This is a genomic window from Pseudomonas sp. SO81 (assembly GCF_030374125.1).
Taxonomy (GTDB): domain Bacteria; phylum Pseudomonadota; class Gammaproteobacteria; order Pseudomonadales; family Pseudomonadaceae; genus Aquipseudomonas.
Genome location: NZ_CP126126.1, coordinates 3,773,123 through 3,798,626, shown reverse-complemented (window position 1 = coordinate 3,798,626; position 25,504 = coordinate 3,773,123). Strand labels below are relative to the sequence as shown.

28 protein-coding genes are annotated in these 25,504 nt (G+C 65.5%); 9 read left to right on the top strand and 19 right to left on the bottom strand.

Annotation, left to right across the window (positions count from 1 at the left end):
- Positions 1–6: 6 nt before the first annotated feature.
- The gene (locus OH686_RS17795; RefSeq protein ID WP_289534218.1) at positions 7–1,338 is read left to right on the top strand and encodes a DUF58 domain-containing protein; all 1,332 of its coding nucleotides are present in this window, start codon (positions 7–9) and stop codon (positions 1,336–1,338) included.
- Positions 1,339–1,368: 30 nt separating this feature from the next.
- Here OH686_RS17795 and OH686_RS17790 read toward each other — a convergent pair whose 3' ends face one another.
- Together OH686_RS17790 and erdR are read right to left on the bottom strand one after the other, a co-directional pair.
- Positions 1,369–1,734 carry a diacylglycerol kinase gene (locus tag OH686_RS17790; protein ID WP_137971244.1) on the bottom strand — a complete coding sequence of 122 codons (366 nt, stop codon included), beginning with the start codon at positions 1,732–1,734 and terminating at the stop codon, positions 1,369–1,371.
- 70 nt (positions 1,735–1,804) lie between these two features.
- On the bottom strand, positions 1,805–2,455 hold the full coding sequence (erdR, locus tag OH686_RS17785) for a response regulator transcription factor ErdR (RefSeq protein ID WP_137971243.1): 651 nt from the start codon (positions 2,453–2,455) through the stop codon (positions 1,805–1,807).
- Positions 2,456–2,579: 124 nt separating this feature from the next.
- On the opposite strand from erdR, the gene OH686_RS17780 reads away from it, so the two are divergent.
- Complete coding sequence (locus OH686_RS17780) at positions 2,580–3,461, top strand: DMT family transporter (RefSeq protein WP_289534217.1); 882 nt, start codon at positions 2,580–2,582, stop codon at positions 3,459–3,461.
- A 149-nt stretch (positions 3,462–3,610) separates the two neighbouring features.
- Here the strand turns inward: OH686_RS17780 and OH686_RS17775 are convergent, their stop codons facing one another.
- Positions 3,611–4,324, bottom strand: a complete 714-nt coding sequence (locus OH686_RS17775) for a tRNA-uridine aminocarboxypropyltransferase (RefSeq protein WP_289534216.1) — start codon at positions 4,322–4,324, stop codon at positions 3,611–3,613.
- 122 nt (positions 4,325–4,446) lie between these two features.
- Between OH686_RS17775 and OH686_RS17770 the strand changes: the two genes are divergently transcribed.
- Positions 4,447–4,848 (top strand): quorum-sensing-regulated virulence factor family protein, encoded by a 402-nt coding sequence (locus OH686_RS17770; RefSeq protein WP_137971240.1) that lies wholly within the window; start codon positions 4,447–4,449, stop codon positions 4,846–4,848.
- Positions 4,849–4,850: 2 nt separating this feature from the next.
- Here OH686_RS17770 and OH686_RS17765 read toward each other — a convergent pair whose 3' ends face one another.
- On the bottom strand, positions 4,851–5,042 hold the full coding sequence (locus OH686_RS17765; protein WP_137971239.1) for a hypothetical protein: 192 nt from the start codon (positions 5,040–5,042) through the stop codon (positions 4,851–4,853).
- A gap of 204 nt (positions 5,043–5,246) precedes the next feature.
- Here OH686_RS17765 and OH686_RS17760 point away from each other — a divergent pair, with 204 nt between their 5' ends.
- A complete protein-coding gene (locus OH686_RS17760; protein WP_289534215.1) occupies positions 5,247–6,326 on the top strand; it encodes an LOG family protein in 1,080 nt (359 codons plus the stop codon).
- A gap of 50 nt (positions 6,327–6,376) precedes the next feature.
- Here OH686_RS17760 and recX read toward each other — a convergent pair whose 3' ends face one another.
- The 3 genes from recX to OH686_RS17745 all read right to left on the bottom strand — a co-directional run bounded on the left by recX (position 6,377) and on the right by OH686_RS17745 (position 8,507).
- On the bottom strand, positions 6,377–6,832 hold the full coding sequence (gene recX, locus OH686_RS17755) for a recombination regulator RecX (RefSeq protein WP_412547717.1): 456 nt from the start codon (positions 6,830–6,832) through the stop codon (positions 6,377–6,379).
- Positions 6,833–6,869: 37 nt separating this feature from the next.
- A complete protein-coding gene (gene recA / locus OH686_RS17750; RefSeq protein WP_043308566.1) occupies positions 6,870–7,916 on the bottom strand; it encodes a recombinase RecA in 1,047 nt (348 codons plus the stop codon).
- Positions 7,917–8,003: 87 nt separating this feature from the next.
- Positions 8,004–8,507 (bottom strand): CinA family protein, encoded by a 504-nt coding sequence (locus tag OH686_RS17745; RefSeq protein ID WP_289534214.1) that lies wholly within the window; start codon positions 8,505–8,507, stop codon positions 8,004–8,006.
- A 75-nt stretch (positions 8,508–8,582) separates the two neighbouring features.
- Here OH686_RS17745 and mutS point away from each other — a divergent pair, with 75 nt between their 5' ends.
- Together mutS and fdxA are read left to right on the top strand one after the other, a co-directional pair.
- Positions 8,583–11,150, top strand: a complete 2,568-nt coding sequence (gene mutS, locus OH686_RS17740; RefSeq protein ID WP_289534213.1) for a DNA mismatch repair protein MutS — start codon at positions 8,583–8,585, stop codon at positions 11,148–11,150.
- Between the two features lie 136 nt (positions 11,151–11,286).
- Positions 11,287–11,610 (top strand): ferredoxin FdxA, encoded by a 324-nt coding sequence (gene fdxA / locus OH686_RS17735; protein ID WP_137971234.1) that lies wholly within the window; start codon positions 11,287–11,289, stop codon positions 11,608–11,610.
- Between the two features lie 451 nt (positions 11,611–12,061).
- On the opposite strand, the gene rpoS is transcribed toward fdxA, so the two are convergent.
- From rpoS to OH686_RS17695, 8 genes are all read right to left on the bottom strand, one after another.
- Positions 12,062–13,066, bottom strand: coding sequence for an RNA polymerase sigma factor RpoS (rpoS, locus tag OH686_RS17730; RefSeq protein WP_289534212.1), 1,005 nt, complete (start codon positions 13,064–13,066; stop codon positions 12,062–12,064).
- Between the two features lie 198 nt (positions 13,067–13,264).
- Positions 13,265–14,212 carry a peptidoglycan DD-metalloendopeptidase family protein gene (locus OH686_RS17725; RefSeq protein ID WP_289534211.1) on the bottom strand — a complete coding sequence of 316 codons (948 nt, stop codon included), beginning with the start codon at positions 14,210–14,212 and terminating at the stop codon, positions 13,265–13,267.
- Between the two features lie 63 nt (positions 14,213–14,275).
- Positions 14,276–14,911 carry a protein-L-isoaspartate(D-aspartate) O-methyltransferase gene (locus OH686_RS17720; protein ID WP_289539024.1) on the bottom strand — a complete coding sequence of 212 codons (636 nt, stop codon included), beginning with the start codon at positions 14,909–14,911 and terminating at the stop codon, positions 14,276–14,278.
- 38 nt (positions 14,912–14,949) lie between these two features.
- A complete protein-coding gene (gene surE, locus OH686_RS17715) occupies positions 14,950–15,699 on the bottom strand; it encodes a 5'/3'-nucleotidase SurE (protein ID WP_289534210.1) in 750 nt (249 codons plus the stop codon).
- Entirely contained in the window at positions 15,687–16,745 is a 1,059-nt protein-coding gene (gene truD, locus OH686_RS17710; RefSeq protein ID WP_289534209.1) for a tRNA pseudouridine(13) synthase TruD, read from the bottom strand. The genes surE and truD overlap by 13 nt, the downstream gene beginning before the upstream one ends.
- Positions 16,742–17,215 (bottom strand): 2-C-methyl-D-erythritol 2,4-cyclodiphosphate synthase, encoded by a 474-nt coding sequence (gene ispF / locus OH686_RS17705; RefSeq protein ID WP_289534208.1) that lies wholly within the window; start codon positions 17,213–17,215, stop codon positions 16,742–16,744. The genes truD and ispF overlap by 4 nt, the downstream gene beginning before the upstream one ends.
- Positions 17,216–17,550: 335 nt before the next feature.
- Complete coding sequence (fghA, locus tag OH686_RS17700; protein WP_502942749.1) at positions 17,551–18,393, bottom strand: S-formylglutathione hydrolase; 843 nt, start codon at positions 18,391–18,393, stop codon at positions 17,551–17,553.
- 42 nt (positions 18,394–18,435) lie between these two features.
- Complete coding sequence (locus OH686_RS17695) at positions 18,436–19,548, bottom strand: S-(hydroxymethyl)glutathione dehydrogenase/class III alcohol dehydrogenase (protein WP_289534207.1); 1,113 nt, start codon at positions 19,546–19,548, stop codon at positions 18,436–18,438.
- A gap of 110 nt (positions 19,549–19,658) precedes the next feature.
- Between OH686_RS17695 and OH686_RS17690 the strand changes: the two genes are divergently transcribed.
- Positions 19,659–20,567, top strand: a complete 909-nt coding sequence (locus tag OH686_RS17690; RefSeq protein ID WP_289534206.1) for a LysR substrate-binding domain-containing protein — start codon at positions 19,659–19,661, stop codon at positions 20,565–20,567.
- Between the two features lie 60 nt (positions 20,568–20,627).
- Here the strand turns inward: OH686_RS17690 and OH686_RS17685 are convergent, their stop codons facing one another.
- The 3 genes from OH686_RS17685 to OH686_RS17675 are packed head-to-tail and all read right to left on the bottom strand — an operon-like array spanning position 20,628 to position 21,730.
- Complete coding sequence (locus OH686_RS17685) at positions 20,628–21,245, bottom strand: SOS response-associated peptidase (RefSeq protein WP_289534205.1); 618 nt, start codon at positions 21,243–21,245, stop codon at positions 20,628–20,630.
- A gap of 42 nt (positions 21,246–21,287) precedes the next feature.
- Complete coding sequence (locus tag OH686_RS17680; protein ID WP_043308586.1) at positions 21,288–21,548, bottom strand: putative signal transducing protein; 261 nt, start codon at positions 21,546–21,548, stop codon at positions 21,288–21,290.
- Positions 21,548–21,730, bottom strand: coding sequence for a CPXCG motif-containing cysteine-rich protein (locus OH686_RS17675; protein ID WP_289534204.1), 183 nt, complete (start codon positions 21,728–21,730; stop codon positions 21,548–21,550). The genes OH686_RS17680 and OH686_RS17675 overlap by 1 nt, the downstream gene beginning before the upstream one ends.
- A gap of 86 nt (positions 21,731–21,816) precedes the next feature.
- Between OH686_RS17675 and OH686_RS17670 the strand changes: the two genes are divergently transcribed.
- Positions 21,817–22,983, top strand: coding sequence for a 1-acyl-sn-glycerol-3-phosphate acyltransferase (locus OH686_RS17670; RefSeq protein ID WP_289534203.1), 1,167 nt, complete (start codon positions 21,817–21,819; stop codon positions 22,981–22,983).
- A 298-nt stretch (positions 22,984–23,281) separates the two neighbouring features.
- Positions 23,282–24,502, top strand: coding sequence for a beta-ketoacyl-ACP synthase I (fabB, locus tag OH686_RS17665; protein ID WP_289534202.1), 1,221 nt, complete (start codon positions 23,282–23,284; stop codon positions 24,500–24,502).
- A gap of 154 nt (positions 24,503–24,656) precedes the next feature.
- Here fabB and OH686_RS17660 read toward each other — a convergent pair whose 3' ends face one another.
- A complete protein-coding gene (locus OH686_RS17660; protein ID WP_289534201.1) occupies positions 24,657–25,418 on the bottom strand; it encodes an SDR family oxidoreductase in 762 nt (253 codons plus the stop codon).
- Positions 25,419–25,504 lie beyond the last annotated feature (86 nt).

The window sequence follows — 25,504 nt, the reverse complement described above, 5'->3', positions numbered from 1 at the left end:
CCACGCATGAAGCCATCCCCCCTGTTCCTCGGCCTGCTCGGCGGCCTGCTGGCCCTGGCCATCGTCCTCGGCAGCCTGCCCCTGCTCGGCATCAAGCTGCCGCAGACCCTGCAGCCGCTGTGGTGGGGTCTGCTGCTGGCGCTGCTGCTGATCGCCGGTCTGGATGCCGCCTGGCTGCGCCGCCTGCCGTCGCCGCGTCTGGAGCGCCAGCTGCCGGGCAACCTGCCATTGGGCCGCTGGAGCGAGGTGCGCCTGACCCTGCACCACGACTATCGCCAGGCCCTGGCGGTGCAGGCCTTCGACCATCTGCCCGAGCACATGGACTTCGAGTTTCTGCCGCAGCAGGTCGAGTTGCATCCGGGTGAGCAGACCGAATTCGGCTATCGGGTGCGCCCGCTCAAGCGCGGGCACTTCCGCTTCCCCCGCTGCGAGCTGCTGCTGCCCAGCCCGCTGCGCCTGTGGCAGTCGCGGCGCTTCATCGATCAGGCCAGCGAGACCCGCGTCTACCCGGACTTCGCTCGTCTTTACGGCGCGCAGCTGATGGCCGTGGACGACTGGCTCAGCCAGATGGGCGTGCGCCAGCGCCAGCGCCGCGGCCTCGGCCTGGAGTTCCACCAACTGCGCGAATTCCGTGATGGCGACACCCTGCGCCAGATCGACTGGAAGGCCACCGCGCGCAAGCGCACGCCGATCGCCCGCGAGTATCAGGACGAGCGCGACCAGCAGATCGTGTTCCTGATCGACTGCGGCCGACGCATGCGCAGCCAGGACGACGAGCTGTCACATTTCGACCACGCCCTCAACGCTTGCCTGCTGCTCAGCTACGTGGCCCTGCGCCAGGGCGATGCGGTCGGCCTGGCGACCTTCGCCGGCGATCAGGACCAGTACGTCGCACCGGTCAAGGGCCAGGCCCATATCAGCAGCCTGCTCAACGCCGTGTACGCCCTCGACAGCACCCGGCGCCCGGCCGACTACGCGGCGGCGATCAACGCCCTGCTCGCCCGCCAGCGCCGCCGCGCCCTGGTGGTGCTGGTGACCAATCTGCGCGACGAAGACGACGAGGAGCTGCTCGGTGCGGTCAAGCGCCTGGGCCGCCAGCATCGCGTGCTGATCGCCAGTCTGCGCGAAGAGGTGCTGGATCGCCTGCGCCACACCCAGGTGCAGGACTACGAGCAGGCCCTGGCCTACTGCGGCACCATCGATTACCTGAATGCCCGCGCCGGCCTGCACGAGCGCCTGCTCGCCCACGGCGTGCCGGTGCTGGATGCCAGGCCGAACGAGCTGGGACCGGAACTGGTCGGGCGTTATCTGGCCTGGAAAAAGGCCGGGGTTCTTTAACCCGGACCAGCGTCCGGGCAGGGATCGGCCTCAGCCGATCAGAATGATCGCCCAGACCAGGGTGATCAGCGCCAGGGAAGTGAGCTGCGCGGCGCTGCCCATGTCCTTGGCGTTCTTCGACAGCGGATGGCGATCCAGGGAGATGCGGTCGATGGCCGCCTCGATCGCCGAATTGAGCAGCTCGACGATCAGCGACAGCATGCTCACCGCCACCATCAGCGCCCGCTCCACAGGACTGACATCGAGCCAGAAGGCCAGCGGTACCAGGACCACGTTGAGCAGTACCAGCTGGCGGAAAGCGGCTTCGCCGGTGAAGGCCGCACGCAGGCCGTCGAAGGAGTAGCCGGCGGCGTTGAGGATACGTTTCAGGCCGGTCTGGCCCTTGAATGGCGACATGAAGAACTGCTGTCCTGTGCGATGAAGGTCGGCACCTTAGAGGCCGCGCCGTCAAAAATGCGTGAAGGGCTCATTGCCCGGGAATCGATTCCATCTGCTGCAGCAGCAGCGCCGCCTGGGTGCGGGTGCGTACACCCAGCTTGCGGAAGATGGCGGTGACGTGAGCCTTGATGGTGGCTTCCGACACGCTCAGCTCGAAGGCGATCTGCTTGTTCAGCAGCCCCTCGCAGACCATGGTCAACACACGGAACTGTTGCGGCGTCAGGCTGGCCAGGCCGGCGCTAGCGGCCTTGGCCTCGGCCGATACGCTGACCGCAGCGAACGCCTGCGGCGGCCACCAGGCATCGCCGTCCAGCACCTGGCGCACGGCCTGCTGGATGGTCTCCAGCGAACTCGACTTGGGAATGAAACCGCTGGCGCCGAACTCGCGGGAGCGCGCCACCACGGCCGCCTCTTCCTGGGCCGAGATCATCACCACCGGGATCTGCGGGTACTGGCCGCGCAGCAGCACCAGGCCGGAAAAGCCGTAGGCGCCCGGCATGTTCAGATCGAGCAGGACCAGGTCCCAGTCGCTCTTCTCACCCAGGCAGGCTTCCAGCTCGGCGATGCTGGCCGCCTCGACCAGACGCACATCCGGGCCCAGGCCCAGGGTCAGCGCCTGCTGCAGGGCGCTGCGAAACAGGGGATGGTCGTCGGCGATGAGAATCTCGTAAGCGGCCATGTGCTTTCCTGTTGTTGTTGTCGAGCTGGCTAGCGAGGCGGCGCCCAGCATGCCGAGCCGTGACGGGGTGGTCAAGTTCCCTGCTTTGCGGCAAAGTCGCCAGCTTTTCCTGCCGAGATGCACCATGCGAAGCCAAGCCCTGCGCGCCGATCTGTTGATGCTGCTGACCGCGATGATCTGGGGCTCCGCCTTCGTCGCCCAGCGCCTGGGCATGGATGCCATCGGTCCCTTCCTCTATACCGGCCTGCGCTTCGCCCTCGCCACCCTGGCCCTGCTGCCACTGGTGCTCTGGCTGGGCAGCCGCGATAGCGCGCACAAGCCCGCCCCGCTCAATCGTGGCCTGCTGTTCGGCGGCCTGGCCATGGGCCTGGCGCTGTCGCTGGGGATCAACCTGCAGCAGGTCGGTCTGCTGTTCACCAGCGTGACCAATTCCGGCTTCATCACCGGACTCTACGTCATTGTGGTGCCGCTGCTCGGTCTGTTCATCGGCCATCGCACCGGCACCGGCACCTGGCTGGGGGCCGGCCTGGCAGTGGCGGGCATGTTCCTGCTCAGCGTCGGCGAAGGTTTCCAGGTGGCTTCCGGCGACTGGCTGCAACTGGCCGGCGCCTTCGTCTGGGGCGTGCACGTGCTGCTGGTGAGCTTCTTCGCCAGCCGTCACGACCCGCTGCGCCTGGCCCTGCTGCAATTCGCCACCTGCGCGCTACTCAGCCTGATCCTGGCGGTGGTATTCGAAGAGATTCGCCTCGACGCAATCATCGCCGCCGGCCCGGCCATCCTCTATGGCGGCCTGCTCGGCGTGGCCGTCGGCTTCACCCTGCAGGTGGTGGCGCAGAAGCATGCGATCGCCTCCCACGCCGCCATCATCCTCTCGCTGGAAGCGGTGTTCGCCGCCATCGCCGGCGCCCTGCTGCTCGGCGAGGCGCTGGCGCTGAAGGGCTACTTCGGCTGCGCACTGATGTTCGCCGGCATGCTGCTCGCCCAGCTGTGGCCGAAGAAGGCCTGAGAACCTATCCAAGGTCTGCTGCACGTCGGCCATGCGCTGTTGGAGAAGGGGCTTAGACGCTCGTTTACCCTGTGTAAACTCCGTGCCCTCGCCCCTTCGCCGCCTGGCCTGACTCTAGCTCGCGAGGCCTTGAACAGGTTTCGAGGGATTTACAGGAAAGGCTTGAGCGCCTGGTGTGCCGGGCTCTGCTCATCCAGCACGCGGCGGTGCTTGGCGCCCAGGTAATGCTCGGTGAACAAATCCAGCCAGGCATCCAGCGCCACCGCCGCCTGCGGCTCGCCGGCCAGTTCCAGACAGAGCGCGGCCACCTCGGCGGTGCACAGGTGCTCGTCGCGCTTGGAGCGGCGCAGGCGATAGCGCGACAGCTGCTCCGGCCTCAGGCTGAGCACCGGGAAGCGGTTCAGATAGGGGCTCTTGCGGAACATCTTGCGCGCCTCGGTCCAGGTGGCGTCGAGCAGGATGAACAGCGGCCGCTTGCCCGTCGCCAGGGGCGGCAACTCCTCGATTACCCGCTCGGGTTCGGCGTACTCGCCGGGAAACACCACGCAGGGCGCATATTGCGGATCGTCCAGCAGCGCCAGCAGGCGCGGGTCGACCGCGGTGCGCTGCCAGCCGAAGGCGTGGGTGTCGGCCACCAGATCGGCGATCAGCCAGCCGGTGTTGCTCGGCTTCAGCGCCTCCACGTCGTACATCAGCAGGCACACGCCGGCCTGTACTTCGACTTTTGGCCGCCAAGCACACAGGCAGTAGCTGGGGATCACCCGGCAGCCGGGGCAGCGCTCGGAGCGCGAGCCGCGGGACACGAAGGGCTTGAGGCTGCGCGCCAGGCGCTCGGCGCGCAGGCGGGCGACGGCATGGCTCATGACGGACTCCACAGGAAAGGCGCGCAGTCTACTCCCGCCGTCGGCAGGGAGTAAGATGGCCGCCTGCTGAACCCGGGCAAGGAGCACCGGTCGAAGGCAGCATCGTTTATCTGGAGATCACCATGCCCCGCCTTATCGCCTTGTTCGCCCTCGCCGCTTTCCTGCCCGCCGCCCAGGCCGCCTCGCTGCAGGAACACGAGCTGACCAAGATGCTCGAGCAGGTCGCCAAGGAGAGTAGCGCCGGCACGCCACGGGCGATCAACGAGGACATCCTCGACCAGGGCTATACGGTGGAAGGCAACGAGCTGGTCAATCACCTCAGCGTGCGTCAGGGCCACGCCCAGCAGATGCGCGCGAATCCGGACACGGTACGCCAGCAACTGGCAGCCAGCGTGTGCAACAACCAGGGCTACCTGCGTCTGCTGGGCAGTGGTGCGGTGTTGCGCTACCAGTTCAGCGAATACAAGAGCAACCGCCCGGTCGCCGTCGAGCGCTTCGCCAAGGCCGACTGCGGCCTGCAGTGACCTCAGCCCTTGCTGCGTCGCTGCTCGCCGTCTGCCCTGAGCTCGGCCAGCAGCGCCTGCATATAGCTGGAGCGGCGCACCCCGCCCTCCAGTCGTCGCAAGCATTCCTCTTCCAGGCTCAGATCGTTGGTTTGCGCCGCTCGCACCAGCATGCGGTACAGCTCCAGATCTACCTCCAGCGTCAACTTGGGCATACCTGCCCCTCCCTTTCCAGGCGCCACGGCGGGCGCATGCATCGCTAACTGCAAGTAAATCAGAGGTGCATCGTCGCTCACTCTCAACGGACGAACGGCGCCACCTCTTCGCCCGTCAAAGCGTCATGCCGCGGGCCATACTCTCAGCAGGGCCTGGCGCCGCAGGGAGTGGCGGCGGGCCTGCCTTAGCAGAAGGAGATGTCTATGCCTTATGAACCGGATGACTACCTGTCCCGGCACTTCCATACCAGCGGCATCGATCTGACCAGCAAAGTGGAGGAGCTGGCCGCCCTCGTGGTTCCCGCCAACAGTCCCAACCTGCCCCTTTACCAGGAGATGCTCACCACCGTGATCCGCATGGCCCAGGCCGACCGCAACCGCTGGGACGCCAAGATCATGCTGCAGACCCTGCGCGAGATGGAGCTGGCCTTCAGCACGCTCGAACAGTTCAAGCGCCGGCGCAAGGTCACGGTCTTCGGTTCGGCCCGCACGCCGACCGACCACCCCGTCTATGCCCTTGCCCGCGACCTCGGCCGCACCCTGGCCCGCCTTGACCTGATGGTGGTCACCGGCGCCGGTGGCGGCGTGATGGCCGCCGCCCATGAGGGCGCCGGGCTTGAAAACAGCCTGGGCTTCAACATCACCCTGCCGTTCGAGCAGGGCGCCAATGCCACCGTGCATGGCACCGGCAACCTGCTGTCGTTCCACTTCTTCTTCCTGCGCAAGCTGTTCTTCGTCAAGGAAGCCGACGCCCTGGTGCTCTGCCCCGGCGGCTTCGGCACTCTGGACGAGGCGCTGGAAGTGATGACCCTGGTGCAGACCGGCAAGAGCCCGCTGGTGCCCATTGTTCTGCTCGACGAGCCGGACAGCAATTACTGGGGCGAGTTGCTGCGCGTCATCCGCGAGCAGCTGCAGGAGCGCCACTACATCCTGCCCAGCGACATGCATCTGGTGCGCCTGGTCCACAGCGCCGAGGAGGCCGGCCAGGAGATCGCCCGCTTCTACCGCAACTACCACTCCTCGCGCTGGCTCAAGGGCCAGTTCGTGATCCGCATGAACCACCCGCTGAGCGAGGCCGCCATGCGGGTACTGAACAAGGAGTTCGCCGACCTGTGCCTGAGCGGCGACTACCAGCAGCAGGCGGCCAGCGAGAAGGAGCGTGACGAGCCAGAGCTGTTCGACCTCCGCCGTCTGGCGTTCCACTTCAACGCCCGCGACCATGGACGTCTGCGCGAGCTGGTGGACTTCATCAACCTGCCACAGAACTGGGCACAGAACGGCTGAAACGGAAAAACGGAGCCCGGAGAGGGGAAAGCTCCGGGCTCAAGGGGAAGTCAGTCGAGACTGGCGCCGCGTAGCAGGCGACCAATCTGCTCCTGGGAAAAACCACGGTAGGCGAGAAAGCGCGCCTGCTTGGCCTTCTCGCGCATATCCACCGGCAGCTGGCCGGCAAACTTGCGCTGCCACAGCTCACGCAGCTGCTCGCCCCAATCGACACCGGTCTCGCTCAGCGCCTGCTCGATATCGGGTCTGGGCAGGCCGCGCTGAGCCAGCTCCTCGCGGATGCGGAGGGGGCCGTAACCGGCACGGCCACGGCTGGCGACGAAACTCTCCAGATAGCGGGCCTCCGACAGCAGCCCCTCCTCCGTCAGACGGTCGAGGGCGCTGTCGATCAGCTCCTGCGGCGCGCCGCGCTGGCGCAGCTTGCGCACCAGCTCGACCCGCCCATGCTCGCGCCGCGCCAGCAGGTCCATGGCGACCCGGCGCACGGCGACCGGGTTATCGAGCATGCCACTCACGGGGCGCTCCATGCGTCAGGCGAGCCGATCAGGCGTCCAGGTCGGCCGTTTCGTCGGCATCGGCCTCGACCGCACCACGGGCGGCGGAGTCGACCAGCAGCTTCTCGCGGATGATCTTCTCGATGGCGCCGCCCACTTCCGGATTGTCCTCCAGGTACTTGGCGGCATTGGCCTTGCCCTGGCCGATCTTGTTGCCCTGGTAGCTGTACCAGGCGCCGGACTTCTCCACCAGACCGAGCTGCACACCCAGGTCGATGATCTCGCCGGTACGGTAGATACCCTTGCCGTACATGATCTGGAACTCGGCCTGACGGAACGGCGGGGCCACCTTGTTCTTCACGACCTTGACGCGGGTCTCGCTGCCGACCACCTCGTCGCCTTCCTTCACCGCGCCGGTACGACGGATGTCCAGACGCACGGAGGCGTAGAACTTCAGGGCGTTACCGCCGGTGGTGGTTTCCGGGTTGCCGAACATCACACCGATCTTCATGCGGATCTGGTTGATAAAGATGACCAGACAGTTGGCGTTCTTAATGTTACCGGTGATCTTGCGCAGCGCCTGGCTCATCAGGCGTGCCTGCAGGCCGACGTGGGCATCACCCATCTCGCCTTCGATCTCGGCCTTGGGCACCAGGGCGGCCACGGAGTCGACGATGATCACGTCAACCGCATTGGAGCGCACCAGCATGTCGGTGATTTCCAGGGCCTGCTCGCCGGTATCCGGCTGGGAAACCAGCAGATCGTCGACATTGACGCCCAGCTTGCCGGCGTAGTCCGGGTCCAGCGCGTGTTCGGCGTCGACGAAGGCGCAGGTGGCGCCAGCCTTCTGGGCCTCGGCGATGACCGACAGGGTCAGAGTGGTCTTACCCGAGGATTCCGGACCGTAGATCTCGACGATACGGCCCTTCGGCAGGCCGCCGATGCCAAGCGCGATGTCCAGGCCGAGGGAGCCGGTGGAAATGGCCGGAATCGCCTGCCGCTCGTGGTCGCCCATGCGCATCACGGCACCCTTGCCGAACTGCTTCTCGATCTGACCCAGGGCTGCCGCCAACGCGCGCTTCTTGTTCTCGTCCATTTCCATCCTCACGTGATCAAAGGGAGCCGTTCGCCCACCAACAACTGTATAAGTAGACAGTAGTATTCCATAAGGCAAGTCGCTCGCCTACCCCTGTGCAGGATTTTCTCCCGCCGTCAGTCGGAGCAATCCCTCCAGGGCCCATTGCACCGTCTGCCGCCGTACGGCCTCACGGTCACCGGCGAACTGGCAGCGCTCGGCAAACAGCTTTGTACCGTCGCCCCAGGCCAGCCATACCGTACCGACGGGCTTCTCCGCAGAGCCACCCGCGGGGCCGGCGATGCCGCTGACCGCCACCGCAAAGCGCGCCCCGCTGCGCTGCTGCGCGCCGCTCACCATGGCCTCGACGACTTCACGACTGACCGCGCCGACACGCGCGAACAGCTCTGCCGGCACCTGCAGCTGCGCAGTCTTCTGCGTATTCGAATAGGTGATGTAGCCCGCCTCGAACCAGGCCGAACTGCCGGCGACACGGGTGATCGCCTCGGCGATACCGCCGCCGGTACAGGACTCGGCGGTAGTGACCTGGGCGCCGAGCGCCTTGAGCCGACTACCGAGTGCTTCGGCCTGCAGGGTAATGCTGGAATCCATATGCTCTCCGGATGAAACAGATGCGGGGGATACCCTACACTACGCGCTTTTGCGATTTCAGCCGGACCGAACAGCATGAGCGATTTGTCAGCCCACACACCGATGATGCAGCAGTACTGGAAGCTGAAGAATCAGCATCCGGACATGCTGATGTTCTACCGCATGGGCGACTTCTACGAGCTGTTCTACGAAGATGCCAAGAAGGCCGCGGCCCTGCTCGACATCACCCTCACCGCCCGCGGCCAGTCGGCCGGCCAGGCCATCCCCATGGCCGGCATTCCCTTCCATTCCGCCGAGGGCTACCTGGCGCGCCTGGTGAAATTCGGCGAGGCGGTGGCGATCTGCGAGCAGATCGGCGACCCGGCCACCAGCAAGGGCCCGGTGGAGCGCCAGGTGGTGCGCATCATCACCCCCGGCACCATCAGCGACGAGGCCTTCCTCGACGAGCGCCGCGACAACCTGGTCGGCGCCATCCTCGGCGACGAGAAACTGTTCGGCCTGGCCGTACTGGATATCACCAGCGGCCGCTTCAGCGTGCAGGAAATGAAGGGCTGGGAGAACCTGCTGGCCGAACTGGAGCGCTTAAGCCCCGCCGAATTGCTGATCCCCGACGACTGGCCCCAGGGCCTGCCAATCGAGAAGCGTCGTGGCGTGCGTCGCCGTGCGCCCTGGGACTTCGAGCGTGACAGCGCGCGCAAGAGCCTGTGCCAGCAGTTCGGCGTGCAGGATCTCAAGGGCTTCGGCTGCGAGGGCCTGACCCTGGCCATCGGCGCCGCCGGCTGTTTGCTGGTGTACGCCAAGGAGACCCAACGCACTGCCCTGCCGCATCTGCGCAACCTGCGCCACGAGCGTCTGGACGACACCGTGATCCTCGATGGCGCCAGTCGCCGTAACCTGGAGCTGGACACCAACCTCGCCGGCGGCCGCGACAACACCCTGCAGTCGGTGGTGGACCGCTGCCAGACCGCCATGGGCTCGCGCCTGCTGACTCGCTGGCTGAACCGTCCGCTGCGCGATCGCAATGTATTGGAGGCGCGTCAGGAAGCCATCGCCTGCTTGCTCGACCGCTACCGCTTCGAACTGCTGCAGCCGCAGCTGAAGGACATCGGCGACGTCGAACGCATCCTCGCCCGTATCGGCCTGCGCAACGCCCGTCCGCGCGACCTGGCGCGCCTGCGTGACGCCCTCGCCGCCCTGCCGCAGCTGCAAAGCGCGCTGGCCGAGCTGGACGCCCCGCACCTGGCCGAGCTGGCGGTGAATATCCGCACCTATCCGGAACTGGCCGACCTGCTGGCCCGCGCCATCATCGACAACCCGCCGGCGGTGATCCGCGACGGTGGCGTGCTGAAGACCGGCTACGACGCCGAGCTGGACGAGCTGCAGTCGATCAGCGAGAACGCCGGACAGTACCTGATGGACCTCGAGGCGCGCGAAAAGGAGCGCACCGGCCTGGCCAACCTCAAGGTCGGCTACAACCGCGTGCACGGCTACTTCATCGAGCTGCCGAGCAAGCAGGCCGAGTCGGCCCCGGCCGACTACATCCGCCGCCAGACTCTGAAGGGCGCCGAGCGCTTTATCACCCCGGAACTGAAGACCTTCGAGGACAAGGCGCTGTCGGCCAAGAGCCGCGCCCTGGCCCGCGAGAAGCAGCTCTACGAGGAGCTGCTCGAGCTGCTGATCGCCCAACTGGCGCCGCTGCAGGACACCGCCGGCGCCCTGGCCGAACTGGACGTGCTGGCCAACCTGGCCGAGCGCGCACTGAACCTCGATCTGAACCGTCCGCGCTTCGTCGACGAGCCCTGCATGCGCATCGACCAGGGCCGTCACCCAGTGGTCGAGCAGGTGCTGGAGACGCCGTTCGTCGCCAACGACCTCGGCCTAGACGACGGCACCCGCATGCTGATCATCACCGGCCCGAACATGGGCGGTAAGTCCACCTACATGCGCCAGACCGCCCTGATCGTGCTGCTCGCCCATATCGGCAGTTTCGTGCCGGCGGCCGCGTGCGAGCTGTCGCTGGTGGACCGCATCTTCACCCGTATCGGCTCCAGCGACGACCTGGCCGGCGGCCGCTCCACCTTCATGGTGGAGATGAGCGAGACCGCCAACATCCTGCACAACGCCACCGACCGCAGCCTGGTGCTGATGGACGAGGTAGGCCGCGGCACCAGCACCTTCGACGGCCTGTCGCTAGCCTGGTCGGCCGCCGAGCACCTGGCCAAACTGCGCGCCTGGACGCTGTTTGCCACCCACTACTTCGAGCTGACCGTGCTGCCGGAGAGCGAACCGGTCGTAGCCAACGTGCACCTCAACGCCACCGAGCACAACGAGCGCATCGTCTTCCTGCACCACGTGCTGCCCGGCCCGGCCAGCCAGAGCTACGGCCTGGCGGTGGCGCAACTGGCCGGCGTACCCGGCCCGGTGATCCAGCGCGCCCGTCAGCATCTGGCCCGTCTGGAAACCACCAGCCTGCCCCATGAATTACCGCGCAGCGAACCAGGCCAACCCGGCGCACCGCTGCAGAGCGACATGTTCGCCGCCCTGCCCCACCCGGTGCTGGAGGAATTGGGCAAGATCAATCCCGATGATCTGACACCGCGCCGCGCCCTGGAGCTGATATATACATGGAAGACGCGCAGCTAACGCCAGCCGGCTCAAGCTGATAGAATCGCGCGCATTTTTACGACTGCCCGGTTTACAGCCTGAGCCGCGGCCAATACCGAGCGCCTGCAAACCCGCACAGATTGGGTCAGGCCGCCGCCCGAGGAGAGAATCAGAGATGACCTTCGTCGTTACCGACAACTGCATCAAGTGCAAATACACCGACTGCGTGGAAGTCTGCCCAGTGGACTGCTTCTATGAAGGCCCGAACTTTCTGGTGATTCATCCGGACGAGTGCATCGACTGCGCCCTGTGCGAGCCAGAGTGCCCGGCCCAGGCCATCTTCTCCGAGGACGAAGTACCGGAGAACATGCAGGAATTCATCGAGCTCAACGCCGAGTTGGCGGAAGTCTGGCCGAACATCACCGAGAGAAAGGAAGCGCTGCCGGACGCCGAGGAATGGGATGGCGTGAAGGACAAGCTGCCGCAACTGGAGCGCTAAGCCCCAGAACGCAAAAGGCCCGCTGCATGCGGGCCTTTTCGTTTCTGCCTTTTCTCCAGGCAAAAAAAAGGGGCGGTGATTAGCCGCCCGCTCTTTCTTCCCTACTCCCTGAGAATCCTTTCATCATCCTGATGAACTGCATCCTGCAGCGGCTCCCTGGTCGCCGTCCTGGCTCCCGTGCCTTCTCCCTAGGCACGGCTTCATATTAGCGTTTCGCCGCAGCCGAACAAGGCCTGCCTCGGCCAGCGAACACCCCAGTCACGGCCCGACATCCAAGAATAAATACTTTAAAATCATATGCTTACTCAAAATCCACAGATAAGAATGCATCGCAACCAATGCATTTTTCCTGCGATCTCTTACAGGCCATGTAAGCAATGACTTACATGGGCGAGCAATAAAAAGCCCGGCTGGAGCCGGGCTTTCTGGTGGAGCGATCCGCTTCGCTGAGCTATTGGAACAAAGCGTCGCTGGACAGGCCGTTCTTCTCCAGGATCTCGCGCAGACGCTTGAGCGCTTCAACCTGGATCTGCCGTACCCGCTCGCGGGTCAGGCCGATTTCCTGGCCGACTTCCTCCAGCGTGCAGCTCTCGTGGCCGCGCAGGCCGAAACGCCGCACCACCACTTCGCGCTGCTTGTCGGTCAGCTCGGATAGCCACTGGTCGATGCTCTCGGACAGATCATCGTCCTGCAGCAGATCGCAAGGATCGCTGGGACGGTCATCGGTAAGGGTATCGAGCAAGGTCTTGTCCGAGTCTGGCCCCAGAGACACGTCCACCGAAGTGACTCGCTCGTTGAGGCCGAGCATGCGCTTGACCTCATCCACCGGTTTCTCCAGCAGATTGGCGATCTCTTCGGCCGAGGGCTCGTGATCCAGTTTCTGGGTCAGCTCGCGAGCGGCGCGCAGGTAGACGTTGAGCTCCTTCACCACATGAATCGGCAGGCGAATCGTGCGGGTCTGGTTCATGATCGCCCGCTCGATGGTCTGACGAATCCACCAGGTGGCGTAGGTGGAGAAACGGAAACCGCGCTCGGGATCGAACTTCTCCACCGCGCGGATCAGGCCGAGGTTGCCCTCTTCGATCAGATCCAGCAGGGAAAGTCCGCGATTGACATAGCGTCGGGCGATTTTCACCACCAGGCGCAGGTTGCTTTCGATCATGCGCTTGCGCCCGGCAGGGTCGCCCTTCTGCGCTAGGCGCGCGAAGTGCACTTCTTCCTGAGGGGTCAGCAGGGGGGAGAAACCTATCTCGTTGAGGTACAGCTGGGTCGCGTCGAGCGCCCGGGTGTAATCGATGTACTTGTGCTGTTTGAGAGTAGTGGTCGAGTTCTTGGATTTGGCGCTGGAAAGAGACAGCTCGGCTTCCTCTGTCATGTCTTCCAGGACGATGTCGGGCTCCATCAGGAGAACCTCATCGTCGACGTCAAACTCCGGCGCTTCTTTGCTGAGTGCCATTGTTGTTGTCCTGTGCTGAGTTCGACAACAAGCCTTGGCGGCACCCGATCCAGATCCGCATCAGGGAGAACCGGCCCCCCAAGTCAGCACAAAGCTGACCTGCCGCCGACTCATGGCGCACCTGATGAATAGCTGGATGACTCCCTGGCAACAACCAAAGCCCGCTCCTCCCACGCATGGAACAGGCTGGCTGCAGAGTCAACGACGAGGCAGATATTGCAGGGGGTCTACCGGTTTGCCCTGGCGGCGAATCTCGAAGTGGAGCTTCACCCGATCAGTGCCCGTGGATCCCATCTCGGCGATATGCTGTCCGACCTTGACCTGCTGTCCCTCCCGCACCAGCAACCTGCGGTTATGTCCGTAGGCGCTTACGTAGGCATCGCTGTGCTTGATGATCACCAGTTCGCCGTAGCCCCGTAAACCACTTCCGGCGTACACCACGGAACCATCAGACGCAGCTAAAACAGGCTGGCCCAATTCCCCAGCGATATCAATTCCTTTATTCAAACTCCCGTTTGACGAGAATTTGCCGATCAGCACACCCGCGGAAGGCCAGGCCCAGCCCTTCGCCGAACGCGGCACCTGCTGCACTTTGCCAGGCGTTGCCGGTGTGCTGCTGGTGGCTACGGGCGGCTGGCTGACCGGCTGCTGCGGCTGAGATGGGGTCACCACCGGTGGTGGTGTGGCCACCGGCGGACGCGAGGCCGTCTGCGGTGGCGTGCTCGGCAGGCTGGTTACCGGTGGCCTGCTCGGCTGCGCCGCTACCGGCACACTGCTCTGCTGCGGCAGATCGAAACGCACGCGCTGCCCCGGGCGAATGGTGTACGGCGGGGGAATATTGTTGCGCGCGGCCAGGGCTTTCCAGTCCCAGCCGAAGCGGAAGGCGATCGAGTAGAGGGTGTCGCCACGCTGCACCACGTACTGGCCGGCAGTGGTCTGCGGACGCGCCGGTGCGGCAGTGCCACCGCCGTGGGTGCGATCCACCACCTGCGGAGATGTAGAAGGCGAGCTGCTGCAGCCCGACAGTATGGCTGCGAAGACTGCTGCCCCCAGGCCGAGGCCTGCCAGGCGCTTTCGCTGCTGTCCGCTCGTGAGACTCACCCCGTGCTCCCCTGCCGGTGTTTCTTGTAGATAGATGTCGCGCATTGTGCCGGAATTATCCGGCATCGCCAGCGTTCGCGCTGGCACTGTGCCGCAACGTGCCACGCCTCAGGCCAGAGGGCCGTTGAGCAGCGGAACGAAGCGCACCAGGTCGAGCACATGGCGGGAATAGCCATCCTCCTCGCGCACAATCAGCAGCAGCTCCTGGGTTTCCCCGGCGCCGACCGGAATGACCAGGCGACCGCCGACGGCCAGCTGGTCCAGCAGCGCCTGCGGCACTTCGGCGGCGGCGGCGGTGACCATGATGCCGTTGTACGGGCCGAGGGCATTCCAGCCCTCCCAGCCATCGCCCCAGCGGAACACCACATTGCGCAGCTTGAGCTCGACCAGGCGCTCCTTGGCGCGGTCCTGCAGGGACTGGATGCGCTCCACCGAGAACACCCGTTCCACCAGCTGCGCCAGTACGGCGGTCTGGTAGCCGGAGCCGGTGCCGATCTCCAGCACCTTGTCCAGCGGGCCGCCGGCCAGCAGCAGCTCGGTCATGCGCCCGACTATATAAGGCTGGGAAATCGTCTGGTTGTGGCCGATGGGCAGCGCGGTGTCCTCATAGGCGCGATGGGCCAGCGCCTCGTCGACGAACAGGTGGCGCGGCGTGCGACGGATGACTTCCAGCACGTGCGGGTTGGACAGGCCTTCCTCGTACAGCCGCTCGATCAGGCGCTCGCGGGTGCGCTGCGAGGTCATGCCGACGCCCTGGCGCTGCAGATGATCCTGGCCGCGCATCAGACCAGGCCCTCCAGCCAGCCGCCGATGCCTTCGAAGGCTTCGTGCAGGGTGCGATCGAGCTGCAACGGGGTGATCGACACATAGCCCTGCATCACGGCATGGAAATCGGTACCCGGGCCGCCGTCCTCGGCATCGCCGGAGACGGAGATCCAATAGCCTTCCTTGCCGCGCGGATTGACCATCTTCACCGGCGCGGCGGCGCGGGCGCGATGGCCCAGGCGGGTCAGCTGGATGCCGCGGATATGCTCCAGCGGCAGGTTCGGTACGTTGACGTTGAGCACGGTGCGCGGCGGCAGGTCGAGCCGCTCGTGCGCCTCCACCAGCTTGCGCGCGAAGTAGGCGGCAGTGGCCAGATTGTCGGTGCGCCGCGATACCAGCGAGAAGGCGAAGGCCGGCTTGGCCAGGAAACGCCCCTCCAGCGCGGCGGCCACGGTGCCGGAATAGAGCACGTCGTCACCCAGGTTGGCGCCCAGGTTGATGCCCGACACCACCATGTCCGGCACTTGCTCCAGCAGGCCGTTGAGGCCCAGGTGCACACAATCGGTCGGCGTGCCGTTGAGGCCGATATAGCCGTTGGGCATGGTCGCCGGGTGCAGCGGGCGGTCCAGGGTCAGCGAGCTGCTGGCACCGCTCTTGTCTTCGGTGGGCGCGACGATGGTGCACTCGGCATAGTCCTGCAGCGCGCCATGCAGCGCGGCGATACCGGGTGCCATCACCCCGTCGTCGTTGGAGATCAGAATTCGCATGGGGAGTCCGTGTGCCCCGCCGGCAGCAGATCGACCAGTTCGCGCACCACCGCGGTGGCGAAGCATCCGGCCGGCAGGACGAATTGCAGTTGCACTATCTCAGGCTCCGGATAATGCCACGTCAGATCGGCGATGGGGAGGCGCAGGATGCGCCGTTCGTGCGCCATGCCCGCCTTCGCCAGCCAGGCGATCAACGCTGGATCGGCGGCGGCCAGCTCTTGCTCCAACTCCTGTGCGGCGCCCTCGGCCGACGATGCACCTTCGCCCCACAGCGGGCCGGTCGGATGCAGATCGAGAATGGCCAGGCGCGGATCCCTAGTCTCAGCCTCGCCGGCCATAAAGAAGCTGCGACTGTCGGTGAAGGCCAGCAGGTCGCCGATCCGCGCCTGGTTCCAGCTGCCATTCGCCACCCGCGCCGCCAGGGCGCGGTTGAACAGATAGCTGCGCGCCGATGAGAGCAGGCGCGAACGGGTATTGCGCTGCTCCGGCAGCTCGCTGCGCTCGGCGAAAGCACGTGCATCGGCCACGTTGCCACCCTGCCAGCCAAAGCGCTGCAGGCCGTAGTAGTTGGGTACGCCCTGCTCGCGGATACGTTGCAGGCGCTGCTCCAGCGCCTCGCGATCGGCCTTGAGGCCGGTCAGGCGCAGGGTGAAGCCGTTGGCCGAATGTGCGCCGCGCTGCAGTTTGCGCGAGTGACGCACCCTCTTGAGGATGGCCAGGGTCTCGCCCTCGGCGGCGGACAGATCGGGATCGGCCTTGCCCGGCAGGTGCAGGCTGAACCACTGGCGGGTCAGCGCCTGGCGATCCTTCAGTCCGGCGTAGCTGATATTGCGCTGCGACACCCCAGCCGCACGAGCCAGGCGGCGCGCCGCCTCCTCGGTGTTGAGGCCGCGCTTCTCCACCCACAGCCAGAGATGCTCACCAGTGCCGGACAACGGAATGTCCAGCACCTCGTCGACCTGGAAGTCCTCGGCGGTGGCCTTGAGCACGGCCTGGCCACAGGCCTCGCCATGGGCGCGCGGGCCCAGCAGGTCCAGCTCGGTCATGCTTTAACCAGCAGCGCCACGGCGTGAACCGCGATGCCTTCCTCACGGCCGGTGAAACCGAGCTTCTCGGTGGTAGTGGCCTTGACGTTGACCGCGTCCAACTCGACCTGCAGGTCCTCGGCGATCAGGCCACGCATGGCCTCGATATGCGGCGCCATCTTCGGCGCCTGGGCGACGATGGTGGCATCGACGTTGCCGACCACATAGCCCTTGGCGTGGATCAGGCCGAGCACATGGCGCAGCAGCGCGCGGCTGTCGGCGCCCTTGAAGGTCGGGTCGGTATCGGGGAAGTGCTTGCCTATATCGCCCAGGGCGCAGGCGCCGAGCAGCGCATCGCTGAGGGCATGCAGCAGCACGTCGCCATCGGAGTGGGCGATCAGGCCGAACTTGTGCGGGATGCGCACGCCACCGAGGGTGATGAAGTCGCCCTCGCCGAAGCGATGAACGTCGTAGCCGTGACCGATACGCATAGGGCTGCTCATGAAAACCTGGCCTAGAAAAAATCAGGGCGAGATTCTACCGCAGGCCAGCCCCCCGCGAACCCTTCTCATCCAGACCTTCAGTCGTCGGCGGCTTCGTCGAAGGCGCGGTGCCCGGCAAAGCCCCTCGCTTCACCGAGCACCAGCGGCATTGCGGACGACAAGCGCCAGACATCTAATTATGTAGGAGCGAGCTCTGCTCGCGAACGCTCCATGTCTAGCAGGTTCGCGAGCAGAGCTCGCTCCTACAGATACCTCGCCGTAGCCGACAGCGTCGTAGCCCGGATGCAATCTGGGAATTCGAGCAGCTCCGCCCCGTATCACGACTACTTCAGCGCAGCCGCATGATGGCGCAGATGGTCGTCGATAAAGCTGGCGATGAAGTAGTAGCTGTGGTCGTAGCCCGGCTGCATACGCAGGGTCAGTGGATGCTCGGCGGCCTTGGCCGCGGCCTGCAGGGCCTGGGGCTTGAGCTGGACCTCGAGGAAGTCGTCGCGGTCGCCCTGATCGACCAGGATCGGCAGCTTCTCGCTCGCCTCGGCCAGCAGCACGCAGGCGTCCCACTCGCGCCAGCGCGAACGGTCGTCTCCCAGGTAGTTGGAGAACGCCTTCTCGCCCCAGGGGCAATTGAGCGGATTGCTGATCGGCGAGAAGGCCGAGACCGACTGGTAGCGCCCCGGATTCTTCAGCGCGCAGATCAGCGCACCGTGGCCGCCCATGGAGTGGCCGGCGATGCCGCGCTTGTCGCTAACCGGGAAGTTGGCCTCGATCAGCGCCGGCAGCTCCTGCACTACGTAGTCGTACATGCGGTAGTGGCGCGCCCAGGGCTCCTGGGTGGCATTGAGGTAGAAGCCGGCACCGAGACCAAAGTCCCAGGCCTTGTTGGCATCATCCGGCACGCCTTCGCCACGCGGGCTGGTGTCCGGAGCGACGATGATCAGGCCGAGCTCGGCGGCCAGTTTCTGCGCGCCAGCCTTCTGCATGAAGTTCTCGTCGGTGCAGGTCAGGCCACTCAGCCAGTACAACACCGGCAGCTTGGCGCCCTGCTCCGCCTGCGGTGGCAGGTACACGGCGAACACCATCTCGCAGTTGAGCGCTGTGGAGCGGTGGCGATAGCGCTTGTGCCAGCCGCCACAGCTCTTGTTGCTGGAAACGATCTCAAGAGTCATCACGATCTCCGTAGGGGGCGCAGCAGCGCCCCGCCCATGGATTTAGTAGTGGATAACGGTGCGGATGCTCTTGCCTTCGTGCATCAGGTCGAAGGCGGTGTTGATCTCGTCTAGGCCCATGGTGTGGGTGATGAAGGTGTCCAGCGGGATCTCGCCCTTTTGCGACTTCTGCACGTAGCTCGGCAGCTCGGTACGACCCTTGACGCCACCGAAGGCCGAGCCGCGCCAGACGCGCCCGGTCACCAGCTGGAACGGGCGGGTGCTGATTTCTTCGCCGGCACCAGCCACGCCGATGATCACGCTCTCGCCCCAGCCCTTGTGTGCGCACTCCAGTGCGGCGCGCATCAGCTGCACGTTGCCGACGCACTCGAAGCTGTAGTCGACGCCGCCGTCGGTCATCTCGACGATGACTTCCTGGATCGGCTTGGCGTGGTCCTTCGGATTGACGAAGTCGGTCGCGCCCAGCTCGCGGGCCACGTCGAATTTGGCCGGGTTGATGTCGACCGCAATGATGCGGCTGGCCTTGGCCATCTTGGCGCCGATGATCGCCGCCAGACCAATTCCGCCCAGGCCGAAGATGGCCACGGTGGCGCCCTCTTCAACCTTGGCGGTGTTGAGCACGGCGCCGATGCCGGTGGTGACGCCGCAGCCGAGCAGGCAGACCTTCTCCAGCGGCGCGTCCTTCGGGATCACCGCCAGGGAGATTTCCGGCAGCACGGTGTATTCGGAGAAGGTCGAGCAGCCCATGTAGTGGTAGATCGGCTCGCCGTTGTAGCTGAAGCGGCTGGTGCCGTCCGGCATCAGGCCCTTGCCCTGAGTGGCGCGTACCTTCTGGCACAGGTTGGTCTTGCCGGATTTGCAGAATTTGCACTCGCGGCATTCAGCCGTGTACAGCGGGATCACATGGTCGCCGACCTGCACCGAGGTCACGCCCTCGCCAATGGCTTCAACGATACCGCCGCCTTCGTGGCCGAGGATCGACGGGAACACGCCCTCGGAGTCAGCACCGGACAGGGTGTAGGCGTCGGTGTGGCACACGCCGGTGGCGACGATGCGCACCAGCACTTCGCCGGCCTTCGGTGGAGCGACGTCCACTTCGACGATCTTGAGCGGCTGGTTGGGGCCGAACGCGACGGCGGCACGGGACTTGATCATGGACGTTCTCCAGCGAGTAACGAGTAAAAAGTGCCGAGAGTGTAGACCCCAGTGTTTTTCTGGATAATCCAGGCAATCAGCAAAACATTATTGCCAGCCAGGGATAATCGATGAGCAACTGGGAAGGTCTGGACGAGTTCGTCGCGGTCGCCGAATGCGGCCGTTTCGCCGCCGCCGCGCAGCGTCTGGGGCTATCTACCTCGCAGGTCAGCCGCCAGGTGGCGCGCCTCGAGGAGCGCCTGCAGACCCGCCTTTTCTACCGCAGCACACGCAAGGTGACGCTGACCGAGGCCGGGCAGACCTTCCTGCAGCACTGCCAGCGCCTGCAGGACGCCCGCGAGGAAGCCCTGCGCGCCATCGGCGACCTCAACGACGAGCCCAAGGGCCTGCTGCGCATGACCTGCGCGGTGGCCTATGGCGAGCGCTTCATCGTGCCGCTGGTCAACCAGTTCATGGCGCGCCATCCACAGCTGCGCGTGGAGATCGAGCTGAGCAACCAGACCCTCGACCTGCTGCACAGCAGCATGGACCTGGCCATCCGCCTCGGTCGCCTGCAGGACTCGCGACTGGTCGCCACCCGCCTGGCGCCACGGGTCATGCACCTGTGCGCGGCGCCCGCCTATCTGGAGCGCTACGGCCGGCCGCACTCGCTGTCCGAGCTGGGCCGGCACAACTGCCTGGTCGGCAGCAGCGATCAGTGGAGCTTCCAGCAGGACGGTCGCGAGCTGAGCCAACGGGTACAGGGCAACTGGCGCTGCAACAGTGGCGAGGCGGTGCTCGACGCCGCCCTACGCGGCTTCGGCCTGTGCCAGTTGCCGGACTACTACGTGCAGCCGCACCTGCGCAGCGGCGCGCTGGTCGACCTGTTGCCACAACAGCGCCCACCGCACACCGCCGTATGGGCGCTCTACCCGCAGCAGCGCCACCTCTCGCCCAAAGTGCGCCTGCTGGTAGAACTACTAAAAGAAGGCCTGGCCCAGCGCCCCGAGTACCACGAAGCCAACACCCCCATCCCGTAGGGTGGACTCAGGAGCGAAGCGAACAGTCCACCACTGCCAAGAACTGGACGACGACCCCACCTACCCCGGAGTAAGACACTCCGGCCCCTCGAAGGCAGGATCATTGATCAGCGTACTCAGCACCCGCTCGCGCAGCTGCGGTTGCGGCGCCACCAGCAATGCCTGCAACTGCTCGACCGACGCCTGCGGATCGAGCCACACACGGGTAGCGGCCTGGTCGAGCAGCACCGGGCGGCGCAGGTAATTGGCCGGCGCGGTGATCATCGCCACGCTCAGGTAGGTCTGCCCCGCCGTCGGGTAGGCCTCCCACAGGCCGGCGAAGTACAGCAGCCCTTCGCTGCTCATCCAGTACGGCCGCTTGTGGTTGGCCTGGCCACGCCACTCATAGAAGCCGTTGGCCGGCAACAGACAACGGCGCTGGCGGAAGGCCTCGCGGAACATCGGTTGTTCGGCCAGGGTCTCGGCCCGGGCATGGGCCGGCGCCTTGCTGAAGTCATCGAGCCAGGCCGGCGTCAGCCCCCAGCGCCCCGCTGCCGCCCGCAGCTCGCCTTCGGGCTGATGAATGAACAGCACCTGAGCGCCGGGCGACAGATTCCAGCGCTGTGGAAAGCTTTCGGGAAAGCCCGGCAGGCTCGACAGGGCCTGGGGCCAACGGAACAGGGCGTAGCGTCCACTCATGGGCGGCGGTATTTCCGGCAACAGAAGAAAGCAACAGAACAGTCAGCAGAGCAGCACGCCGGGGAACCCCTCGGGCTCCTCGCCCGGCAGCGGCGCGGCGGCATTGTACGCGGCGATCAGCCGACGCGCGTGCTCGGCATCGTCGTCTTCCACCAGCAGCCCTAGCAGACCCAGCGCCGGCAGCTCCCCCACCGCACCGAGCAAATGCCGCCCGGCCAGATGCGCCTCCACACCCTCGCTGGCCAGCACACCGACCAGCAGTTCGGCCTCCAGCAGATCCTGTGGCTCGTAAATCCGCTGCATCAGTCGTCCTCCCGACGCACATCCAGCGACCATTCCTCACCATCGGTGCGCAGATCGAAAACAATCGGCCGGCAACACACCGGGCAGTCCTCGACATACTCCTGGTCGCCGGCGGAGAGATCGAGCAAGGCCTCGGCCTGCTCCCAGCAATAAGGGCACTGGTACGACTGTGATTCCAGCATCGCGGCCTCCATGTGACTTGCCGTTATAATCGCCGGTCTATTGCAGGCCCGCGCACGGGCATTCCGAGCAGCCTAACCACGAGAGCATGATGGGCGAATTCGATTCCATCCGACCCTACGCCGACCACGAAGTCCCTGCCGTGCTTGCACGCCTGCTGAGCGACGACACCTTTCTCGGCGCCCTTACTCGCTTCCGCTTCCCGCGCCTGGCCGGGCCATTCGGTTGGTTGCTCAAACCTCTTATAGCCCATCGGTTGCGCAGCGAGACGGCTGGCATCACCTCGGTGGATGCCCTGCAGGCGCGCATCGAGCCCTATATCGACCGCACCGTGGAGCGTGCCACCGATGGCATCAGCTTCTCCGGCATCGAGCACCTGAAGGCCGGCACGCCCTATCTGTTCCTGGCCAACCACCGCGACATCGTGATGGACCCGGCCTTCGTCAACTACGCGGTGTTCCACGCCAAACTGCCGACGCCGCGCATCGCCATCGGCGACAACCTGCTGCAGCGTCCCTTCGTCAGCGACCTGATGCGTCTGAACAAGAGCTTCATCGTGCACCGCAGCGTGGCCGGGCGGCGCGAGAAGCTGGCGGCCTTCCAGCTGCTGTCGGCGTACATCAATCATTCGATCCGCGAGGAAGGCCAGTCGATCTGGATCGCCCAGGCCGAGGGCCGGGCCAAGGACGGTGACGACCGTACCGATTCGGCGATCCTCAAAATGTTCCACATGAGCCGCAAGGACGAACCGTTCGCCGAGGTACTGGCCGCGCTGAACCTGGTGCCGGTGTCGATCAGCTACGAGTATGACCCCTGCGACCAGGCCAAGGCCCGCGAGCTGCAGCTGCGCGCCAGCACCGGCAGCTACGAGAAGGCGCCGGGCGAGGACGATGCCAGCATTGCCCTGGGCATCACCGGCTACAAGGGTCGCGTGCATGTGCAGTTCGGCGAGCCGGTGCGCGAAGGCTTCGAGGATGCCAAGCAGCTGGCAACCCTGATGGATCAGCACATTCTCGGCGGCTACCGGCTGTTCCCGGTGCACCACCTGGCCTACGCCGAGTGGGAGCAGCGCGATGCCGAACTGCAGGTGCCTGCTGCCGAGCAGCTGTTCCCCGCTGCCGAGCTGGCCAAGGCCCGCGCCGAATGGCAGCGCCGCCTGGACGCCTGCCCCGCCGAGCAACGCCCCTGGCTGATCCGCCAGTACGCTACACCGGTGCGCAACCAGTACCGGATCAAGGCCGGTCTGCCACTGTGATTGCACAGCCTGCCCGGGCATATCCGGGCAGGCCTTCTTATTGATCAAACGATCAAACTTTCCCGCACACTTCGATATATATCCGCCGCCCGCGGATTCATATTGAATTTCTCGTCAAACCCCGCATAAAGCGCAACTAAGGCTGGCAAAAAAAGCCAAACTTTGGTTAGTTATCGCCCAGGGAAAACCGGCAACTTTTATCCACCGGATTGCGCGCGAAAACTTCTGCCCGAGTGCATCTTCGCCGCCATCCGCAGCTCGACCGGCCCGGACCATCGTCTGAGAAAGGGATTTGTGCATGCGCCGCGTCGTGATCACCGGAATGGGGCTGGTCTCCAGCCTCGGCAACGACCTGGAAACCGTTACCCGCAACCTGCGGGACGGCCGCTCGGGAATTCGTTTCAACCCCACCTACGCCGAAGTCGGCATGCGCAGCCAGGTGTGCGGCGCGGTGCCGCTGGACATAGACGACCTGAGCATCGACCGCAAGGTCAAACGCTTCATGGGCGACGCCGCGGCCTACGCCTACCTGGCCCTGCAGCAGGCGATCAAGGACGCCGGCCTGGGCAACGGACACATCTCCAACCCACGCACCGGGCTGATCGCCGGCTCCGGCGGGGCCTCGGCCTTCAACCAGATGGAGGCCATGGACATCCTGCGCGAGAAGGGCATCTCTCGGGTCGGCCCGTTCCGCGTGCCGCGCACTATGAGCAACACGGTGTCGGCCTGCCTGGCCACGCCGTTCCGCATCAAGGGCCTGAGCTACTCCATCGCCTCCGCCTGCGCCAGCAGCGCCCACTGCATCGGCCACGCCATGGAGCAGATCCAGCTGGGCAAGCAGGACATCGTCTTCGCCGGCGGCGGCGAGGAAGAACACTGGAGCCAGAGCTACCTGTTCGACGCCATGGGCGCCCTCTCCAGCCAGTACAACGACAACCCGGAGAAGGCCTCGCGCCCCTACGACACCCGACGCGACGGCTTCGTCATCGCCGCTGGCGGCGGCATGGTGGTGGTCGAGGCGCTGGATCATGCCCTGGCCCGCGGCGCGCAGATCCATGCCGAGATCATTGGCTACGGCGCCACCTCCGATGGCTACGACATGGTCGCGCCGAGCGGTGAAGGCGGCATGCGCTGCATGCAGCAGGCACTGGAAAAAGTGGAAGAGCCGATCGACTACATCAACGCCCACGGCACCTCCACTCCGGTCGGCGACCTGGCTGAGATGCGTGCGATCCGCAAGGTGTTTGGCCGCCAGCTACCGCCGATCAGCTCGACCAAGAGCCTATCCGGCCACGCCCTGGGCGCCGCCGGCGTGCACGAGGCGATCTACTGCCTGCTGATGATGCGCGAGAACTTCATTGCCGCCTCGGCCAACATCGACAACCTCGACCCCGAGCTGACCGACATGCCGGTGCTGCGCGAGACCCGCCACGGCGTGCGCCTGAACACGGTGATGAGCAACAGCTTCGGCTTCGGCGGCACCAATGCCACCCTGGTACTGAAGCGCTGGGAAGGCTGAGGCCCCCTCTCCCGCCAGCGGGAGAGGGGGAGAACTCGTAGTCCGAATGCAGCAGCTCCGTCCCCGGATTGCATCCGGGCTACCGTACTCAAGCGCTGGCCTGCATGAAAAAAGCCGGCGGACGCCGGCTTTTTCTTGCATCGCATCCAAGGATTCAGGCCGCCAGCCCTACTCCGCCGGTGGCCACCAGGATCTGCCCACGGATGGCGCTGGAGCGATCCGAGGCGAGGAAGGCCACCACGTTGGCGATCTCCTCCGGCTCCAGAGCCCAGCGCCGCCCCGAGGACTCCATGTTGCCGATCATCCGCGGCCACATCTCCGTCAGATAGGGCAGCATCTCGCTGCGCACCACCCCGCCGCACACGCCGTTGACGCGGATACCGCGGTCGTACAGCTCCACCTCCATGTAGCGCACCAGGTTCTCCAGCGCCGCCTTCATCAGGCCCAGCGGGTAGTTGGGCAGCACGGTGTGCGAACCCACCCCGGAGATGGCGCAGATGGTTCCGCCGGCCGGCATCAGCGGCGCCACGGCGTTGATCATCGCCACGTTGCCGATCAGGCTGGTGCCGAACAGCTGCTTCCAGTCGTGCTTGGTCAGATCGAGGATCGACTTGAACGGCGCGCTGGCGGCGTTCAGCACCAGGTGGTGGATGCGTTCGAGGCCATCGAGCTGCAGGCTCTTGATCATCTGCTCCACGTCGCGGCTCTCGGAGATGTCCGCCAGGGCCTTGTACGCTCTCACGCCACGAGCCTCCGCGCGGGACACCAGGTTGTCCAGGTTGGCGGCGCCCTTGCCCTGGGTGCGGCGGTAGTTGAGCACCACATCGAAGCCGTCGTCGATGAACCGTTCGGCGATGGCCGCGCCAATGCCGCGGGCGGCGCCGGTGATGAGGACGACTTGCCGTTCTGCTGTCATAACTTGCTCTCACTCTGTATATGAAGCGCGCTCGCCAACAACAACTTCAATAACAGCAGCGCAGTATTAAACACCCACTAGCAGGC

Bases quoted from the DNA above. Each gene is read 5' to 3' on its own strand.
- recA (WP_043308566.1), bottom strand. From the start codon at position 7,916: ATGGACGAGAACAAGAAGCGCGCGTTGGCGGCAGCCCTGGGTCAGATC.
- erdR (WP_137971243.1), bottom strand. From the start codon at position 2,455: ATGGCCGCTTACGAGATTCTCATCGCCGACGACCATCCCCTGTTTCGC.
- rpoS (WP_289534212.1), bottom strand. From the start codon at position 13,066: ATGGCACTCAGCAAAGAAGCGCCGGAGTTTGACGTCGACGATGAGGTT.
- OH686_RS17690 (WP_289534206.1), top strand. From the start codon at position 19,659: ATGAGCAACTGGGAAGGTCTGGACGAGTTCGTCGCGGTCGCCGAATGC.
- recX (WP_412547717.1), bottom strand. From the start codon at position 6,832: ATGCTCGATAACCCGGTCGCCGTGCGCCGGGTCGCCATGGACCTGCTG.
- OH686_RS17720 (WP_289539024.1), bottom strand. From the start codon at position 14,911: ATGACCTCGCAGCGCACCCGCGAGCGCCTGATCGAGCGGCTGTACGAG.
- truD (WP_289534209.1), bottom strand. From the start codon at position 16,745: ATGACCGAGCTGGACCTGCTGGGCCCGCGCGCCCATGGCGAGGCCTGT.
- ispF (WP_289534208.1), bottom strand. From the start codon at position 17,215: ATGCGTATCGGTCACGGCTACGACGTTCATCGCTTCGGCGAGGGCGAC.
- OH686_RS17780 (WP_289534217.1), top strand. From the start codon at position 2,580: ATGCGAAGCCAAGCCCTGCGCGCCGATCTGTTGATGCTGCTGACCGCG.
- OH686_RS17795 (WP_289534218.1), top strand. From the start codon at position 7: ATGAAGCCATCCCCCCTGTTCCTCGGCCTGCTCGGCGGCCTGCTGGCC.
- OH686_RS17770 (WP_137971240.1), top strand. From the start codon at position 4,447: ATGCCCCGCCTTATCGCCTTGTTCGCCCTCGCCGCTTTCCTGCCCGCC.
- OH686_RS17675 (WP_289534204.1), bottom strand. From the start codon at position 21,730: ATGCTGGAATCACAGTCGTACCAGTGCCCTTATTGCTGGGAGCAGGCC.
- surE (WP_289534210.1), bottom strand. From the start codon at position 15,699: ATGCGAATTCTGATCTCCAACGACGACGGGGTGATGGCACCCGGTATC.
- OH686_RS17765 (WP_137971239.1), bottom strand. From the start codon at position 5,042: ATGCCCAAGTTGACGCTGGAGGTAGATCTGGAGCTGTACCGCATGCTG.
- fdxA (WP_137971234.1), top strand. From the start codon at position 11,287: ATGACCTTCGTCGTTACCGACAACTGCATCAAGTGCAAATACACCGAC.
- fghA (WP_502942749.1), bottom strand. From the start codon at position 18,393: ATGACTCTTGAGATCGTTTCCAGCAACAAGAGCTGTGGCGGCTGGCAC.
- OH686_RS17745 (WP_289534214.1), bottom strand. From the start codon at position 8,507: ATGGATTCCAGCATTACCCTGCAGGCCGAAGCACTCGGTAGTCGGCTC.
- OH686_RS17760 (WP_289534215.1), top strand. From the start codon at position 5,247: ATGCCTTATGAACCGGATGACTACCTGTCCCGGCACTTCCATACCAGC.
- OH686_RS17685 (WP_289534205.1), bottom strand. From the start codon at position 21,245: ATGAGTGGACGCTACGCCCTGTTCCGTTGGCCCCAGGCCCTGTCGAGC.
- OH686_RS17660 (WP_289534201.1), bottom strand. From the start codon at position 25,418: ATGACAGCAGAACGGCAAGTCGTCCTCATCACCGGCGCCGCCCGCGGC.
- fabB (WP_289534202.1), top strand. From the start codon at position 23,282: ATGCGCCGCGTCGTGATCACCGGAATGGGGCTGGTCTCCAGCCTCGGC.
- OH686_RS17680 (WP_043308586.1), bottom strand. From the start codon at position 21,548: ATGCAGCGGATTTACGAGCCACAGGATCTGCTGGAGGCCGAACTGCTG.
- OH686_RS17790 (WP_137971244.1), bottom strand. From the start codon at position 1,734: ATGTCGCCATTCAAGGGCCAGACCGGCCTGAAACGTATCCTCAACGCC.
- OH686_RS17670 (WP_289534203.1), top strand. From the start codon at position 21,817: ATGATGGGCGAATTCGATTCCATCCGACCCTACGCCGACCACGAAGTC.
- mutS (WP_289534213.1), top strand. From the start codon at position 8,583: ATGAGCGATTTGTCAGCCCACACACCGATGATGCAGCAGTACTGGAAG.
- OH686_RS17695 (WP_289534207.1), bottom strand. From the start codon at position 19,548: ATGATCAAGTCCCGTGCCGCCGTCGCGTTCGGCCCCAACCAGCCGCTC.
- OH686_RS17725 (WP_289534211.1), bottom strand. From the start codon at position 14,212: ATGCGCGACATCTATCTACAAGAAACACCGGCAGGGGAGCACGGGGTG.
- OH686_RS17775 (WP_289534216.1), bottom strand. From the start codon at position 4,324: ATGAGCCATGCCGTCGCCCGCCTGCGCGCCGAGCGCCTGGCGCGCAGC.